This window comes from uncultured Roseobacter sp. (assembly GCF_947499265.1).
Classification (GTDB): Bacteria; Pseudomonadota; Alphaproteobacteria; order Rhodobacterales; family Rhodobacteraceae; genus Roseobacter.
This window is the reverse complement of record NZ_CANMNK010000008.1, coordinates 73964-87915: the sequence shown is the minus strand read 5'-3', so window position 1 is coordinate 87915 and position 13952 is coordinate 73964. Positions and strand designations below refer to the sequence as shown.

Here is a 13952-nt window from a genome sequence, read left to right as displayed (position 1 = left end):
TTTCGCGAAACATGCGGTGATCTGCTTGACCCACTCCCGATCTCGTGGTCTGCCAAGCCAAGTCTTTATCTGGAACGATTTCTCTCATGTTGCGCAAACTCTACGACTGGACCTTGAGCATGGTGGATCACCCGCGTGCTTTGTGGGTTCTCGCCTTTATCAGCTTTATTGAGAGTTCGGTTTTTCCCATCCCGCCCGACATCCTGATGATCCCGATGATCATCGCACGCCCGTCGCGCGCCTGGCTGATTGCGGGCGTTGCCCTGGTGTTTTCGGTGCTGGGGGGCATCTTGGGCTATGCCATCGGGGCCTTCGCCTTTGAGACCATCGGCAAACCCATCCTTGAGAGCCTGGGCAAGGACGATGCCATGGCGGCCTTCAGCACCCGGTTCAACAATCTTGGCTTCTGGGCGGTTCTGACCGCGGGCGTGACACCCTTCCCCTATAAGGTCATCACGATCATGTCTGGCTGGACCGCGATGCCACTGGGCACCTTCATCGCGACCTCCATCCTGGCGCGCGGCCTGCGGTTTTTCCTGGTGGCGTTTTTGCTGTGGAAATTCGGCGCGCCGATCCGCGATTTCATCGAGCGTCGTCTGGGGCTGATGTTCACCCTTTTCATCGTATTGCTGGTCGGCGGATTTGCGGCCCTGAAGTACCTGTGAACCGGACGCAAGCGATAGCGGCGGCTAGTTTTGGCTCCCTGGCGCTTCTGCTCGGCGCCTTTGCCTTTCAGCATCTGGGCGGCCTGCCCCCCTGCAAGATGTGCATCTGGCAACGCTATCCCCATGTGATTGCCGTTGGAATTGGTCTGATCGCCCTGCGCCTGCGCAGCGATCTGTTGATCCTTCTCGGCGCGCTCGCGGCCTTTGCCACCGGCGCCATCGGCGTCTATCACGCGGGCGTCGAGCAAGGGTGGTGGCAAGGCCCCACCTCCTGCTCAGCCGGTCCGGTCGGCGGCATCAGCGCTGATGAATTGCTCGATCAGATCCTCAGCGCGCCGCTGGTGCGCTGTGATGAGATTGCATGGCAGTTTGCCGGGATCAGCATGGCCGGGTGGAACGCGCTCATTTCCTTCTCTCTCGTTGCCTTTTGGCTGATGGCCTTCAAGCGCGCCTAGCTGGCCTTCCGCGTGCTCAACAGCAGGCTGGTCTCGCTTGCGGTCACCCCGTCCAGGCGGCGGACCCGCGCCAGCACACTGTCCAATTCTTCCAGTGTCGCGGTGCCAATCTCGACGATCACATCCCAGCGGCCGTTGGTCGAATAAACCCGACGCAGCTCTGGCATCCCCCCCAACTGCCGAATGATTCGATCCGTCCCGCGTCCCTCGATCGCGATCATCATCAGACCCCGCACCGGATCGGTCAGCCCATCCTCTTTCATCACCACCGAAAAGCCGAGGATGTCACCGCGGTCTTGCAATTTGGTCAGACGCGTCCGCACTGTGGCCCGCGTCAGCCCCAAAAGCGACGCAAGCTCTGACAGCGACGCCCGCGCGTTATGCCTGAGCGCCCCGATCAGTCGCCTATCCATTTCGTCCATATCATATGCCCATTTTGGTTGTCATGAGAACAATACGTACAAATTGAGTGCTTGTGAACACCCCGAAGTGATCAGTATTTTCTCTTCAACCCCAAATCGCAGAGGTAGTTATGACCCATCAGGCCTGTATTCTCATTGGTGCGCCCGTTGACAGCGGCAAGCGTCGGCGTGGCTGTTTGATGGGCCCTGATGCTTACCGCACCGCCGGGCTCGCCGAAGCGCTGTCGGACCTTGGTCACACGCTTGAAGATCGCGGCAATGTCACACCCGCCCCTTTCGCGCCAAAATCGCATCCCAAGATCCACGCGCGTGAAGAGACAATCGCCTGGACCACTGCCCTGGCAGAGGCGTCAGAGGCGGGGCTGAAAGACGGCCTGCCGATTTTCCTGGGCGGCGATCATTCCCTGTCGCTGGGTACCGTTCTGGGGGCGATGCGACATGCCCAAACCGTAAACCGCCCGCTCTTTGTGCTGTGGCTGGACGCCCATAGCGATTTTCACACGCCCGAAACAACCGACAGCGGCAACCTGCATGGCACCCCGTTGGGATACGTCACCGGGCGTCCGGATTTTGACGGTTTCCCTGACATTCAATCCCCGTTACCGCAGGATAACATCGCCATCATTGGCCTGCGCTCCGTGGACAGCGCGGAACGCGCGGCCCTGCAGGAGACCACGATCCAGCGCGTGGACATGCGCGAGATTGACGAGACCGGCATTGCCAAACCGCTGACCGCTTTCCTTGAGCGTGTGACCGCCGCCAACGGCCTGCTGCACGTCTCGCTGGACGTCGATTTTCTCGACCCCTCCGCCGCGCCCGCCGTGGGCACCACCGTGCCGGGGGGCGCCACGATCCGCGAAGGGCATCTGGTGATGGAGATGCTGCATGACAGCGGGTTGATGACCTCGCTCGATCTGGTGGAGTTGAACCCCTATCTGGATGAACGCGGACGCACGGCGCAGGTGATGGTGGATCTTGCGGCCTCTGCCCTGGGCCGCCGTGTCTTTGACCGTCCAACCCGGGCCTTTTGATCATGCAGATGCAAGCGCCCACCGATGTAGTGATGATCCGCCCCCATCACTTTCGCTCAAACCCGGAAACCCAGGGCGATAATGCCTTTCAAACCACAAGCGCCGGAAATGTATCCGCCGCAGCGCGCGCAGAATTCGACCGCGTGGTGGATCAGCTGCGCGCGCATGGCATCTCGGTGCAGGTTTTTGACGATGACAGCACCCACACGCCCGACAGCGTTTTTCCCAACAACTGGTTTTCCACCCACGCGGGTGGCCACGTCGCCGTCTACCCGATGTATGCTGAAAACCGGCGTCGGGAGCGGCGGTGGGATGTGATCGATCTGCTCAAACGGGATTATCGCGTGCAGGATGTCATTGATTACTCCGGCTTGGAGCATGACGGTCTGGCCCTCGAAGGTACGGGTGCCATGGTGCTGGATCACATCGGTCGGCTGGCATTTGTGGCACGATCCCACCGCGCCGATCCGGTCCTGCTGGAGCGCTTCTGCACGCATTTTAATTTTGAACCCATCGCCTTTGACGCGGTAGATGGTGCGGGACGTCCCGTCTACCACACCAATGTTCTGATGGCCGTTGGCACCCGTTTTGCCATGGTCGGGCTCGAGATGATCACCGATCCGGAGCGCCGTGCGACGGTGCAACGGCGGCTGGAAGAAACCGGCCGGGATGTAATTGCCCTTTCCGCCCATCAGATCGCTGAATTCGCTGGAAACGCGATTGAGCTGACCGGCAAAGACGGTGCGATCCTAGCACTTTCTGCGCGTGCCCGTGCTGCGCTGAGCGCCGATCAGGTCGCCCGCATCGAAACCCACGCACGGCTGCTACCGCTCTCCATTCCCACTCTCGAAACGGCCGGAGGGTCGGTGCGCTGCATGATTGCTGGTTTGCACCTGTCCCGCCGCCCTCGCAAAGGTGTCTGACATGACCAATATGGCCCCCTCCGACAAGGCGCTTGTGCCCTTCGTCTCCGTTGATCACATGATGCAGCTGATCCACCACATCGGCATCGAAGACATGCTGCGCGGTCTTGCCGATTACATCGAAGCGGATTTCAAGCGCTGGCAGCTCTTCGACAAAACACCCCGCGTCGCCAGCCATTCCGCGGAAGGGGTGATCGAGCTGATGCCAACCTCGGACGGGGAGGTCTACGGGTTCAAATACGTCAACGGCCACCCCAAGAATACCTCGGAGGGCTTGCAGACGGTCACCGCCTTTGGGTTGCTTGCGGATGTGGGCACCGGCTATCCGGTCCTGCTGTCGGAAATGACCATGCTGACGGCGATGCGGACGGCGGCCACATCCGCCCTTGTCGCCCGCATGCTAGCGCCCAAAGGGGCAACAACCATGGCGATGATCGGAAATGGCGCCCAATCGGAATTCCAGAGCCTCGCGATGAAAGCCATCTGCGGGATCAACGAGGTTCGCCTGTTTGACGCCGATGCGCAGGCCACTGAAAAATGTGCGGCCAACCTTGCGGATCTGGGACTGGTGGTCACGCCCTGCACCACCGCCGAAGAGGCGATCCTGGGCGCGCAGATCATCACCACCTGCACCGCGGATAAGCAATATGCGACGATCCTGACCGACAACATGGTGGGCGCCGGTGTGCACATCAATGCGATTGGCGGTGACTGCCCGGGCAAAACGGAGCTTGCCTCGGCGATCCTGCACCGCGCGGACATCTTTGTGGAATACCCCGAACAGACCCGTATCGAGGGTGAAATCCAGCAACTGGACGACACGCATCCCGTCACCGAAATCTGGCAGGTCATGACTGGTCAGGCGGAGGGGCGCACGTCTGACAAGCAGATCACCTTGTTTGATTCCGTGGGCTTTGCCATCGAGGACTTCAGTGCCCTGCGCTACGTGCGGGACCAGATCGAGACGACACAGCTTTTCCACCCGCTGGACCTGCTGGCCGATCCGGACGATCCCCGTGACCTTTTCGGCATGCTGCAGCGGTCCCGCTGAGCCAGACCCAACCGCATGGGCCGTTTTGGGTGCGCCCAAAACCAAAAGAATGGCGTGTGTGGCGCAGCCACACGCCGCTGGATCATAGATCAGCGCTTGGTGACGTCATGGCTGTAAATCCAGTCGAACTGGCGCATCATCATGCCGGGCGCACAGCGGCTTGCAACAGACAAGCCCAGATGCGCCAAGGTTCTGAGCGGACCCGCCGGCAGGTGATATTTCCAGGCATTACTGCCGGCGGCTGCAATCACTTGTGTCGCGCGGTCTTTGCGCAAGGCCTGATAACTGTCCTCTGGCTGATCTCCGGCCAGACACTCGGCCAGGACCCAGGCATCCTCTAGCGCCAGATTGGCCCCCTGCGCCAGAAACGGCAGCGTCGGATGTGCGGCATCCCCCAGCAGGGCGACGTTGCCAGAGGTCCATGTCTCCACCACGGGATGGCGAAAGAGACCCCATAGGTTCACCTCGAACACCTGCTCCAGCAAGGGCGCGACCGGCCCCCCAAAACCGGCAAAGGCGCGGCGCAGGGCGTCGGGATCATCCGAGTGATGCCAGCCTTCCGCCGCCCAGACATCGCGCTCCTGCACCGCCACGATGTTCATCAGACGACCACCGCTGATGGGATAGCTGACCAGATGACGCCCGGGGGCCATCGTGACCCGCGCCTCCGGTTTGGCGCCTTGAGTTGGCACCGTCGCGCGCCAGGCGACCTGCCCGGTAAACTGCGCTTCCGGGCCCGGCGACACCGTCTGGCGCCCAATGGAGTGCACCCCATCCGCACAGATCACCCGTTCCGCCCGCGCCGTGCGGCCATCCGCAAATGTGACGCTTGGCAGATCGCCCTGCGTCACCGAAACAACCTTCTGACCCGTTTCCAAGGTCACATTCGCCTGCCGCGCGGCCTGCAGCAGGATCGAAATCAGTGCATGCCGGTGCACAAAAAGATAGCGTTGGTGCTGCAACCGGGTCAGATCCAGACGCGCAACCTCGGCGCCTTGCTTGTAATCTGCCAGAACCACCGCCTGCGCGGTCACTGCACCGCTGCGCACCAGCGCGTCTTCCACGCCCAGGGCCCGCAGCACCGCCAACCCGTTTGGGCTGACCTGCAAACCGGCCCCGACTTCCGCGATTTCCGGCGCCTGTTCCAACAGGGTCACCGCGACCCCCTTGCGCGCCAGCGCCGTGGCGCAGGCCAATCCGCCGATCCCTGCCCCAATGACGATTGCGTTTCTGATCATCACGCTCCCTCAAAACAAAAGCGCCGAAGCCCGGGCTCCGACGCTTTTAAACTCTTTTCGTCTCACGCGCGCGGGATCAATCGTCGCGGTGCACCTTTTCGCGGCGCTCATGACGCTCCTGCGCTTCAAGGCTCATCGTGGCGATGGGACGCGCGTCCAGCCGTTTCAACGAGATCGGCTCGCCCGTCACCGAGCAATAGCCAAATTCGCCTTCTTCAATGCGGCGCAGGGCACCGTCGATTTTGCTGACCAATTTGCGCTGACGATCCCGGGTACGCAGCTCCAGCGCCCGATCGGTTTCCTCGGAGGCGCGGTCCGCGACGTCAGGAATGTTGCGGGTTCCGTCTTGCAGACCCTCGATGGTGTCCCGGCTGCCTGCGAGAAGCTCGGAGCGCCAGTTCAACAGTTTGCGTCGGAAATACTCAACTTGTCGTTCATTCATGAACGGTTCGTCCTCAGCCGGACGATAATCATCCGGCAGAAACAGTTCCTGTTTCATTTGCTTCCCCTCAACATGGCTAACGTCTGTCATTCGCTACTTGTCCTCAGGCCAAGTGCCCCCATGCGCCACGATCTACCCCACGTCCTTACAATTGTCACTACACAAAGCTGAAGAATTCCGGCTAAAAGCGAAACAAGATTTCATCGCGCAAAGGGTTGACACAAGAATGAAATTCCAGGGAACCGCCGAATACATCGCCACGGACGACCTGACGGTCGCGGTGAATGCCGCTGTCACGCTTGAGCGTCCGCTTTTGGTGAAGGGGGAGCCTGGAACGGGCAAAACCGAACTGGCGCGGCAGGTGAGCAAGGCGCTGGATCTGCCGATGATCGAATGGAACATCAAATCGACCACGCGGGCGCAGCAGGGCCTTTATGAATACGACGCGGTCAGCCGGTTGCGCGACAGCCAGTTGGGTGACGAACGTGTGCACGACGTGAAAAACTACATCCGCAAGGGCAAGCTCTGGGAGGCCTTTGAGGCCGACCAAAAGGTGGTGTTGCTGATCGATGAGATTGACAAGGCCGACATCGAGTTTCCCAACGATCTGCTGCAGGAACTCGATAAGATGGAATTCTTTGTCTACGAGACCGGTGAGACCATCAAGGCGCGGCACCGCCCCGTGGTGATCATCACATCGAACAACGAAAAGGAACTGCCTGACGCCTTTCTGCGCCGCTGCTTCTTTCACTACATCCGTTTTCCCGAGATCGAGACCCTGCGCCAGATTGTCGAGGTGCATTTCCCGGGCATCAAGGATGCGCTGCTCACAACCGCCCTCACCCAATTCTATGAAATCCGCGAACAGACCGGCCTGAAGAAAAAACCCTCCACCTCGGAGGTTCTGGATTGGCTCAAGCTGTTGCTGGCCGAAGATCTGAGCGCCGAAGACCTCAAGGCATCGGGCGCCAGCGCATTGCCCAAACTGCACGGGGCATTGCTCAAAAACGAACAGGACGTGCACCTGTTTGAGCGCCTGGCTTTTCTCGCGCGCAGCGGTCGGTGACAGGCGCGCAGAACACCACAGCGACCAAACGCTTGCCTTAAGAGGTTTTTAACGACTAAGCTGAAAAAGATCCGCGGCGCAAAGATCGCGGACAGAGGCATTTAGGCAGGCACTATAAGATGGCAAACCGTGTAAGCGTTGTCGTGCGTCCCTTGCGGGCGTCTGACAAACCGCAGTGGTCAGAGATGTGGACGGCGTATCTCGCCTTTTACGAAACCACGCGTCCCGCAGAGATTTTTGATCTTTATTTCAACAGATTACTGGGGGACGACCCGCAGGATTTCAACTGTCTGGTCGCCGAAGTTGACGGCACGCTCGTTGGGCTGGCCCATTATGTTTACCACCGTCATGGCTGGTCGGAGGAAAACGTCTGCTACCTGCAGGATCTCTATGCGGACCCTGCCCTGCGCGGCAAAGGCGTTGGGCGCGCGCTGATCGAAGGGGTCTATGCGGCAGCCGATGCCGCAGGGGCACCGGGTGTCTACTGGCTGACGCAGGACTCTAACGAAACCGCCCGCAAATTATACGATCGCATTGGCACCAAGACGCCCTTCATCAAATATACCCGCCGATGAAGCGCCGTTTGGTTCTGCCCCTGATCATGGTGTTGAATGCCTGCGTGCCGATCTCGCAAGGTGGCATCCCCTCGCGCGCTGTGATTGCCGATAGCAGCCTGCCGCCGATGAAAACCTTCGGGCGCGCTGACATCCGACGCCCCGCAGTCGCAAATGCCGACCTTGTCCGGGATTTCATCGATCTCTCTTTTGAGATGGAAAGCGGTCGGCAGCTGCCGGTGCTGACCAGGTTTGAAGGGCCGATCACCCTGCGTGTCAACGGCGCGCCGCCACCGACATTGGAAGGCGATCTGAGCGCGCTCTTGATCCGGCTGCGCAATGAGGCGGGCATTGCCATCACCACCACCACTTCACCGGGTGCGAACATCACCATTCAGTCGGTGCCGCGCGCCGCGATTCGCCGGGTGCTGCCACAAGCGGCCTGTTTTGTGGCCCCGAACGTCAGTTCGTTGAGCGAATTCCGCTCTGCGCGTCGCAGTCCGCGCACCAACTGGGCCTTGCTGCAGACACGTAAGCGTCTCGCCATCATCGTGCCCAGCGATGTCAGCCCGCAGGAAGTGCGTGATTGTCTGCATGAAGAACTGGCGCAGGCGCTTGGGCCGCTCAACGACCTCTACCGCTTGCCCAATTCCGTGTTCAACGATGACAATGTACATACGGTCCTGACCAATTTCGACATGCTGATCCTACGCGCGACCTACGCGCCTGAGCTGAAGTCGGGTATGTCGCGCGACGCGGTGGTCCGACGCCTGCCCGCGATCTTTGCGCGGATCAACCCCAGGGGTCAGACCGGGCCGCGACCGCGCCCCGACAGAACCCCGCAGGAGTGGAGCAGCGCCATTCAAACCGCTCTTGGTCCCGGGGCCAATCGCAGCACACGCCGACGGGCCACGGAAACCGCGGTGCGCATCGCCACCGCACGCGGCTGGACGGACAACCGCCGCGCCTTCGCCCATTATGCCAAGGCCCGATTGTTGCAGGCCGGCGACCCGGCAGCAGCGAAACGCGAATATACCATCGCTGATCGGTTTTACGCGCAGTCCTCTAGCACCCGATTGCACCGTGCCTATGTCGCCACGCAATTGGCGGCCTATGAGATTGCAGATGGCAATGCTGACCAGGCCCTGCGGCTCATTGAGCCCAACATCGACATCGCGCGCACATCGCAAAATGCGGCCCTGCTGGCGACGCTGCAATTGCTGCGCGCCGAAGCCCTGAGCCTTGCAGGGCGCGACGATGAAGCACGCACCGTCAGACTGGACAGTCTGGGATGGGCGCGATACGGGTTCGGCGCGGATTGGGCGGTGCGGGCCAAGATACGCGAAATCTCCGCGCTCAACCCTTTAAAAACACCTGTCTGACCGGCGTTTGGCCTCACGCCTCGCCGCCGGGATATGAAGTACGAGGGAACGGATGATCGTCATAGCTGCTGCCATTTTGGGCGCAATTGTCGGGGGCGTCACCGCGGCGCGGCGCAAGGGCAACCGCAAGGACATCGCGCAATATGCCGCGGGCTACGCCATGGCCTTTGTTGTTGTCGGCATGATCGTCACAGTGGTCGTGCACCGCATGGTCGTATAACCTTCTCCCATGTTCCTGCCCTTTTTTGATGCGCTGCGAAGAAACGGATTGCCTGTCTCCCTGCGGGAGTTCCTGTCATTTCTCGAAGCCATGCAGGCAGGACTGGCCACCTATGACATTGAGGCGTTTTACTATCTCGCGCGGGTGACCCTGGTCAAAGACGAACGCAACATCGACAAGTTCGACCGCGCCTTTGCCGCGGCCTTTTCCGGGTTGGAGAACATCACCGCGCAGGATGTGCTGGAGGCTGTGGAAATCCCCGGCGACTGGCTGCAGAAAATGGCCGAAAAGCACCTCACAGAGGAAGAGCGCGCTGAAATCGAAGCTTTAGGTGGCTTTGATAAACTCATGGAAACGCTGAAGAAGCGCCTTGAGGAGCAAAAGGGCCGTCACCAGGGGGGCAACAAGTGGATTGGCACAGCAGGCACGTCGCCCTTCGGCGCTTATGGCTACAACCCCGAAGGCGTGCGGATCGGGCAGGATCGCTCGCGGCATCAGCGCGCCACCAAGGTTTGGGACAAGCGCGAGTTCAAGAACCTGGACGACACGGTTGAGCTCGGCACCCGCAACATCAAGGTCGCGCTCAAACGCCTGCGCCGGTGGGCGCGCGACGGCGCCAATGAAGAGCTCGATCTCAACGGCACCATCCGCGCGACGGCGGAACACGGGTATCTTGATGTGAAAACCCGGCCCGAGCGGCGCAATGCGGTCAAGGTGCTATTGTTTCTCGATGTCGGCGGGTCAATGGATCCACATGTTAAGGTGGTGGAAGAACTCTTTTCCGCCGCCCGCGCTGAATTCAAGCATATGGAATATTACTACTTCCACAATTGCCTCTACGAGGGTGTCTGGCGGGATAACCGCCGCCGCTGGGACGCACAGATCCCCACACACGACGTGCTGCGCACCTACGGACCCGACTATAAATGCATCTTTGTCGGGGATGCGTCGATGTCGCCCTATGAGGTTGCCTATCCGGGCGGCGCCTCTGAGCACTGGAACGCAGAGAGCGGGGCCACCTGGCTCACACGCGTGCGCGAGCAGTGGCCTTCCACCCTCTGGATCAACCCGGTACCGGAGAAATACTGGTCCTACACCCAGTCCATCGCGATGATACAGGAGGTCATCGGCGAAGACGCCATGGTGCCAATGACACTCGAAGGTCTGTCTCGTGGCATGCGCGCCCTCACCCGCTAGCGACCACGGCACCACTTCTTCTGGCAAAAAATATCCCCGCCGGAGGCTCCGAAACTTGCCGCGCGCGTCCTACTCCCCCATATCATGACCATGATCAAATTCACTCCGATCCTTCTGGCCATCCTCTACGGCCTCGCGATGTACCGGTTTTCCGCCTGGCGCACGGCCCGCGAGCTCGATGCGCGCTCGACCGAATTGGCCGACGCCAAGCTCAAGGCGCTCATGGACCGCATGGCGGCAGCCCTTGATCTGCCGCGCATCCGCGTGAACATCTACGAAATCGACCCGGTGAACGGGCTGGCGGCCCCGGACGGGCGCATTTTCATCACCCGCGGGTTTTACAACAAATTCCGATCCGGCGAGGTCACGGACGAAGAAATGGCCAGCGTCATCGCCCATGAAATGGGGCATGTGGCACTGGGCCACTCGCGCCGTCGGATGATCGATTTTTCGGGCCAGAATGCGCTGCGCACAGCGCTTGCGATGGTGCTAGGCCGCTTCATTCCGGGCGTTGGCGTCTGGATCGCGGGCATGCTCACCACGCTGCTCGCCGCCCGTCTGTCGCGGTCAGATGAATATGAGGCGGACGCCTATGCCGCCGCCCTTCTCACCAAAGCGGGCATTGGTCTCGCCCCGCAGATCAGCCTCTTTGAAAAGCTCGAATCCCTCACTCAGCAAAACGGCGGCACCGCACCTGCCTGGCTGCTCAGCCATCCCAAGACCGATGATCGCATTGCCGCCCTGAAAGCGCTGGAAGCCAAATGGGTCGCACAGGACTAGCCCGCTAGGACCGGGTCAGCGCCTTGGCCAGGCGCGGCAGGCGCGCTTTTTTCAACAAGGCCCGCATCTCCCAATCGCGCCCGGACAACCGGCGCGCCTCGTCCAATACGCGTTCCGCGACCGCTGCAACCCGATTTGGCATCTCCTGCCAGATCTGGTGCAGCATGCTATCGGGATCAACGCGCTGCACCCCTTCTTCGGCCAAAACCCCTTTGGGAAAATCTTTTGCATTCAACGTCATGATCGCATCACTTGATGTGGCCACGGCAACGGCGAAGACGTGAATGTCATTTTCGTCGGGCAGCCACAGCCGTGCTTCGACATGCGGCACGGCAGGCGCTTCCGCCTCGGGCCACGCCGCGCGCAGCAGGGCGATTTCACTGCGTGCCTGTGCCTCACCGGTCGGGCCGAGTTTGATTGCCGCGCGCGCCCATTCCTCGAGAATGCGGGCGGACCAGACCGGTTGAAAAGCACCCATCCGCGCCACACCCACAACCATTTCGCGCATGACTGTCGGATAGAGCACACAGGCGTCGATGGTGATTTTCATGGCTCAGAGCTGGAAAAAGATGGATTTCAGATACCCGCTTTCCGCCAGCTGCGGCAGTTGCGGGTGATCTGGTCCGGCAAACCCGGTGTGGATCAGGGACGCCCGGCGCCCCGCGCGACCGATCCCACGGACACTGGCGGCACGAAAGGCGGCCAGATCGGCGGCATGTGAGCAGGAGCAGAGGCCAAGGACACCGTTTTCCGCCACCAAGGGGGCCGCCAATCGCGCGAGGCGCTCATAGGCGCGCAGGCCCGCCTCCAACGCAGGGCGCGCAGGGGCAAAGGCTGGCGGGTCGCAGATCACCACATCGAAACTGGCATCCTCGGCGCGCAGAGCTGTCAACACCTCAAAAGCGTCCCCTTGTCTCGTGGCAAAACGGTCCTGAACCTCCATCGCCTGCGCCCCAGACTGCGCAAGATCAAGCGCCGGTTGTGATCCATCCACCGCCAGTGCCTGTGCTGCACCGCCCGCAAGCGCTGCCAAAGAAAAGCCGCCAACATGGGAAAACACGTCCAACACCCGCGCGCCGCGCGACAGCCCGGCGGCAAAGGCGTGATTGGGGCGCTGGTCATAAAACAGTCCGGTCTTCTGACCCCCCGTCAGATCGGCCATATAGGTCGCGCCATTCATCGGCACAGGCACCGGCGCATCCGGCGCGGCGCCGATAAGGACCGCGTTGACGTCGTCCAGCCCTTCCAGCCCCCGCGTCCGGCCAGAGGCGTTTTTCAGCACGGTCTGGACACCGGTGACCGATTGCAGGGCCGCTGTGAGCGGCGCAAGCAGCCCTTCCGCCCAGGCCGCATTGGGCTGGACCACACAGATCGTGTCAAAGCGATCGATCACCACACCCGGCAGCCCGTCCGCTTCGGCATGGATCAGGCGGTAGAACGGCGCATCAAAGAGCCGCTCACGGGACGCCAGCGCCTTGGCCAAACGCACCTCGAACCAGCCCTGGTCGATTTCTGCGTCCGGGTTCGGGTCGAGCATCCGCGCGATGATCTTGGAGCGCGGATTGACCGCAACGACCCCCATGGGCGTGCGCGCATCATCCTGCAGCTGCGCCAATGTCCCGGGCGCCAAGGCCTTTGTCCGCCGGTCGGTGACCAGCTCATTGGCATAGACCCAAGGGAACCCATGACGAATGGCCCGGGCATTGGCCTTTGGTTTCAGGCGGACGACGGGCAGGTCGCTGGGGGCGGCATCGGAACTGGAAAAGGGCGCTGTCATAGCGCCCTCCTCTAATCCGTTCTGCCGTGGGGTGAAAGATCAGAATGCGTTGTTGATCGCCTGCACCAGCCCAAGGCGCTGGTTGACGTAGCCCTGCGGGCTGGCCAGTTCTGCCTGGATCACCTTCGCAAGATGGTCCGTGATGCGCACTTTCTGGGTCTGGCCCTGGCGTTCGGCTTCAATGGCCCGCTCTCCGCCAAACCCTTTGAGGTCCGCTTTGACGACGCGCGGGGCCCCGAAAAGCTGCCCGGTTTCCGCACTGCGCACAGACAGCTGGAAGGTGATCGAATGCACGCCGCCAATGGTATAGCGGGTTTTTTCGGTCAGCGCATGAAAGCGCAGGACTTCAATGTCGAGCACAACAGGCGTGCCCCTGGACATGCCAGCAGTGCCGCGTGCCATGGCGTCTTCAAAGATGGCCTTGACCTGTGCGTGGCGATCCCCTGCGCTGTCCCCGCGCCAGACGATATCGCCTGAAGGATAGTAGCTGTTGGCTTCAGACACGATCAGAGTGCGCGGCACGGCCACGTTGATGGTGCTGACGTTGTAAGACTGGACAGCCGGATTGACGGAGGTGTCCAGCAGGTTCTGCTGCGCGGCACCTTCCACTGCCGGATTGGTAAACGGCGTGTTGCGGCTGGCGGTATCCGTTGTCGCGCAGCCTGCGACGATGGCTGCAAAAAACAAAGTCGCGATCAGTTTGGTCGATTTCATGATGGTTTCCTCGACGGGGGCGACTTCTGCACGCC

17 protein-coding genes are annotated in these 13952 nt (G+C 61.2%); 11 read left to right on the top strand and 6 right to left on the bottom strand.

The window, feature by feature from the left end; translation table 11 throughout:
• The first annotated feature begins 86 nt into the window (after positions 1-86).
• On the top strand, positions 87-665 hold the full coding sequence (locus Q1A63_RS21025) for a YqaA family protein (RefSeq protein WP_298975944.1): 579 nt from the start codon (positions 87-89) through the stop codon (positions 663-665).
• Entirely contained in the window at positions 662-1120 is a 459-nt protein-coding gene (locus Q1A63_RS21020; RefSeq protein ID WP_298975948.1) for a disulfide bond formation protein B, read from the top strand. Before Q1A63_RS21025 ends, Q1A63_RS21020 begins: the two co-directional genes overlap by 4 nt.
• Here the strand turns inward: Q1A63_RS21020 and Q1A63_RS21015 are convergent.
• Positions 1117-1542, bottom strand: coding sequence for an Lrp/AsnC family transcriptional regulator (locus Q1A63_RS21015; RefSeq protein ID WP_298975951.1), 426 nt, complete (start codon positions 1540-1542; stop codon positions 1117-1119). The two genes, Q1A63_RS21020 and Q1A63_RS21015, sit on opposite strands and share 4 nt — an antisense overlap.
• A gap of 110 nt (positions 1543-1652) precedes the next feature.
• Here Q1A63_RS21015 and rocF point away from each other — a divergent pair, with 110 nt between their 5' ends.
• The 3 genes from rocF to Q1A63_RS21000 are packed head-to-tail and all read left to right on the top strand — an operon-like array spanning position 1653 to position 4547.
• Positions 1653-2573, top strand: a complete 921-nt coding sequence (gene rocF / locus Q1A63_RS21010) for an arginase (RefSeq protein WP_298975953.1) — start codon at positions 1653-1655, stop codon at positions 2571-2573.
• Positions 2573-3496: a citrulline utilization hydrolase CtlX gene (ctlX, locus tag Q1A63_RS21005; RefSeq protein ID WP_298976079.1), complete on the top strand. Its 924-nt coding sequence runs from the start codon at positions 2573-2575 to the stop codon at positions 3494-3496. Before rocF ends, ctlX begins: the two co-directional genes overlap by 1 nt.
• Position 3497: 1 nt before the next feature.
• Positions 3498-4547 carry an ornithine cyclodeaminase gene (locus tag Q1A63_RS21000; protein ID WP_299632436.1) on the top strand — a complete coding sequence of 350 codons (1050 nt, stop codon included), beginning with the start codon at positions 3498-3500 and terminating at the stop codon, positions 4545-4547.
• A gap of 89 nt (positions 4548-4636) precedes the next feature.
• On the opposite strand, the gene Q1A63_RS20995 is transcribed toward Q1A63_RS21000, so the two are convergent.
• Positions 4637-5785, bottom strand: a complete 1149-nt coding sequence (locus Q1A63_RS20995) for an FAD-dependent monooxygenase (RefSeq protein WP_298975958.1) — start codon at positions 5783-5785, stop codon at positions 4637-4639.
• Between the two features lie 76 nt (positions 5786-5861).
• The gene (gene dksA / locus Q1A63_RS20990; protein WP_298975960.1) at positions 5862-6284 is read right to left on the bottom strand and encodes an RNA polymerase-binding protein DksA; all 423 of its coding nucleotides are present in this window, start codon (positions 6282-6284) and stop codon (positions 5862-5864) included.
• A gap of 169 nt (positions 6285-6453) precedes the next feature.
• Between dksA and Q1A63_RS20985 the strand changes: the two genes are divergently transcribed.
• The 6 genes from Q1A63_RS20985 (at position 6454) to Q1A63_RS20960 (ending at position 11426) form a co-directional block, all read left to right on the top strand.
• Positions 6454-7293, top strand: a complete 840-nt coding sequence (locus tag Q1A63_RS20985; protein WP_298975963.1) for a MoxR family ATPase — start codon at positions 6454-6456, stop codon at positions 7291-7293.
• Between the two features lie 119 nt (positions 7294-7412).
• The gene (locus Q1A63_RS20980; RefSeq protein ID WP_298975965.1) at positions 7413-7868 is read left to right on the top strand and encodes a GNAT family N-acetyltransferase; all 456 of its coding nucleotides are present in this window, start codon (positions 7413-7415) and stop codon (positions 7866-7868) included.
• Positions 7865-9229: a DUF2927 domain-containing protein gene (locus Q1A63_RS20975; RefSeq protein WP_298975966.1), complete on the top strand. Its 1365-nt coding sequence runs from the start codon at positions 7865-7867 to the stop codon at positions 9227-9229. Before Q1A63_RS20980 ends, Q1A63_RS20975 begins: the two co-directional genes overlap by 4 nt.
• Before the next feature lie 52 nt (positions 9230-9281).
• Positions 9282-9449, top strand: coding sequence for an apolipoprotein acyltransferase (locus Q1A63_RS20970; protein WP_298975967.1), 168 nt, complete (start codon positions 9282-9284; stop codon positions 9447-9449).
• A 9-nt stretch (positions 9450-9458) separates the two neighbouring features.
• A complete protein-coding gene (locus Q1A63_RS20965; RefSeq protein ID WP_298975968.1) occupies positions 9459-10646 on the top strand; it encodes a VWA domain-containing protein in 1188 nt (395 codons plus the stop codon).
• 90 nt (positions 10647-10736) lie between these two features.
• Positions 10737-11426 (top strand): M48 family metallopeptidase, encoded by a 690-nt coding sequence (locus tag Q1A63_RS20960; RefSeq protein WP_298975970.1) that lies wholly within the window; start codon positions 10737-10739, stop codon positions 11424-11426.
• A 4-nt stretch (positions 11427-11430) separates the two neighbouring features.
• Here the strand turns inward: Q1A63_RS20960 and Q1A63_RS20955 are convergent, their stop codons facing one another.
• The 3 genes from Q1A63_RS20955 to Q1A63_RS20945 are packed head-to-tail and all read right to left on the bottom strand — an operon-like array spanning position 11431 to position 13917.
• Complete coding sequence (locus Q1A63_RS20955; protein WP_299632434.1) at positions 11431-11976, bottom strand: RSP_2648 family PIN domain-containing protein; 546 nt, start codon at positions 11974-11976, stop codon at positions 11431-11433.
• 3 nt (positions 11977-11979) lie between these two features.
• Positions 11980-13203 carry an RSP_2647 family RNA methyltransferase gene (locus Q1A63_RS20950; RefSeq protein ID WP_298975973.1) on the bottom strand — a complete coding sequence of 408 codons (1224 nt, stop codon included), beginning with the start codon at positions 13201-13203 and terminating at the stop codon, positions 11980-11982.
• Positions 13204-13242: 39 nt separating this feature from the next.
• Positions 13243-13917 (bottom strand): DUF6778 family protein, encoded by a 675-nt coding sequence (locus Q1A63_RS20945; RefSeq protein ID WP_298975975.1) that lies wholly within the window; start codon positions 13915-13917, stop codon positions 13243-13245.
• Positions 13918-13952 lie beyond the last annotated feature (35 nt).

Excerpts from the sequence above, each read along its gene's own strand:
- Q1A63_RS20975 (WP_298975966.1), top strand. The coding sequence starts at position 7,865 with ATGAAGCGCCGTTTGGTTCTGCCCCTGATCATGGTGTTGAATGCCTGC.
- Q1A63_RS21015 (WP_298975951.1), bottom strand. The coding sequence starts at position 1,542 with ATGGACGAAATGGATAGGCGACTGATCGGGGCGCTCAGGCATAACGCG.
- Q1A63_RS20980 (WP_298975965.1), top strand. The coding sequence starts at position 7,413 with ATGGCAAACCGTGTAAGCGTTGTCGTGCGTCCCTTGCGGGCGTCTGAC.
- Q1A63_RS20995 (WP_298975958.1), bottom strand. The coding sequence starts at position 5,785 with ATGATCAGAAACGCAATCGTCATTGGGGCAGGGATCGGCGGATTGGCC.
- Q1A63_RS20950 (WP_298975973.1), bottom strand. The coding sequence starts at position 13,203 with ATGACAGCGCCCTTTTCCAGTTCCGATGCCGCCCCCAGCGACCTGCCC.
- Q1A63_RS20955 (WP_299632434.1), bottom strand. The coding sequence starts at position 11,976 with ATGAAAATCACCATCGACGCCTGTGTGCTCTATCCGACAGTCATGCGC.
- Q1A63_RS20965 (WP_298975968.1), top strand. The coding sequence starts at position 9,459 with ATGTTCCTGCCCTTTTTTGATGCGCTGCGAAGAAACGGATTGCCTGTC.
- Q1A63_RS21025 (WP_298975944.1), top strand. The coding sequence starts at position 87 with ATGTTGCGCAAACTCTACGACTGGACCTTGAGCATGGTGGATCACCCG.
- Q1A63_RS20945 (WP_298975975.1), bottom strand. The coding sequence starts at position 13,917 with ATGAAATCGACCAAACTGATCGCGACTTTGTTTTTTGCAGCCATCGTC.
- Q1A63_RS21000 (WP_299632436.1), top strand. The coding sequence starts at position 3,498 with ATGACCAATATGGCCCCCTCCGACAAGGCGCTTGTGCCCTTCGTCTCC.
- Q1A63_RS20960 (WP_298975970.1), top strand. The coding sequence starts at position 10,737 with ATGATCAAATTCACTCCGATCCTTCTGGCCATCCTCTACGGCCTCGCG.
- Q1A63_RS20970 (WP_298975967.1), top strand. The coding sequence starts at position 9,282 with ATGATCGTCATAGCTGCTGCCATTTTGGGCGCAATTGTCGGGGGCGTC.
- dksA (WP_298975960.1), bottom strand. The coding sequence starts at position 6,284 with ATGAAACAGGAACTGTTTCTGCCGGATGATTATCGTCCGGCTGAGGAC.
- rocF (WP_298975953.1), top strand. The coding sequence starts at position 1,653 with ATGACCCATCAGGCCTGTATTCTCATTGGTGCGCCCGTTGACAGCGGC.
- Q1A63_RS20985 (WP_298975963.1), top strand. The coding sequence starts at position 6,454 with ATGAAATTCCAGGGAACCGCCGAATACATCGCCACGGACGACCTGACG.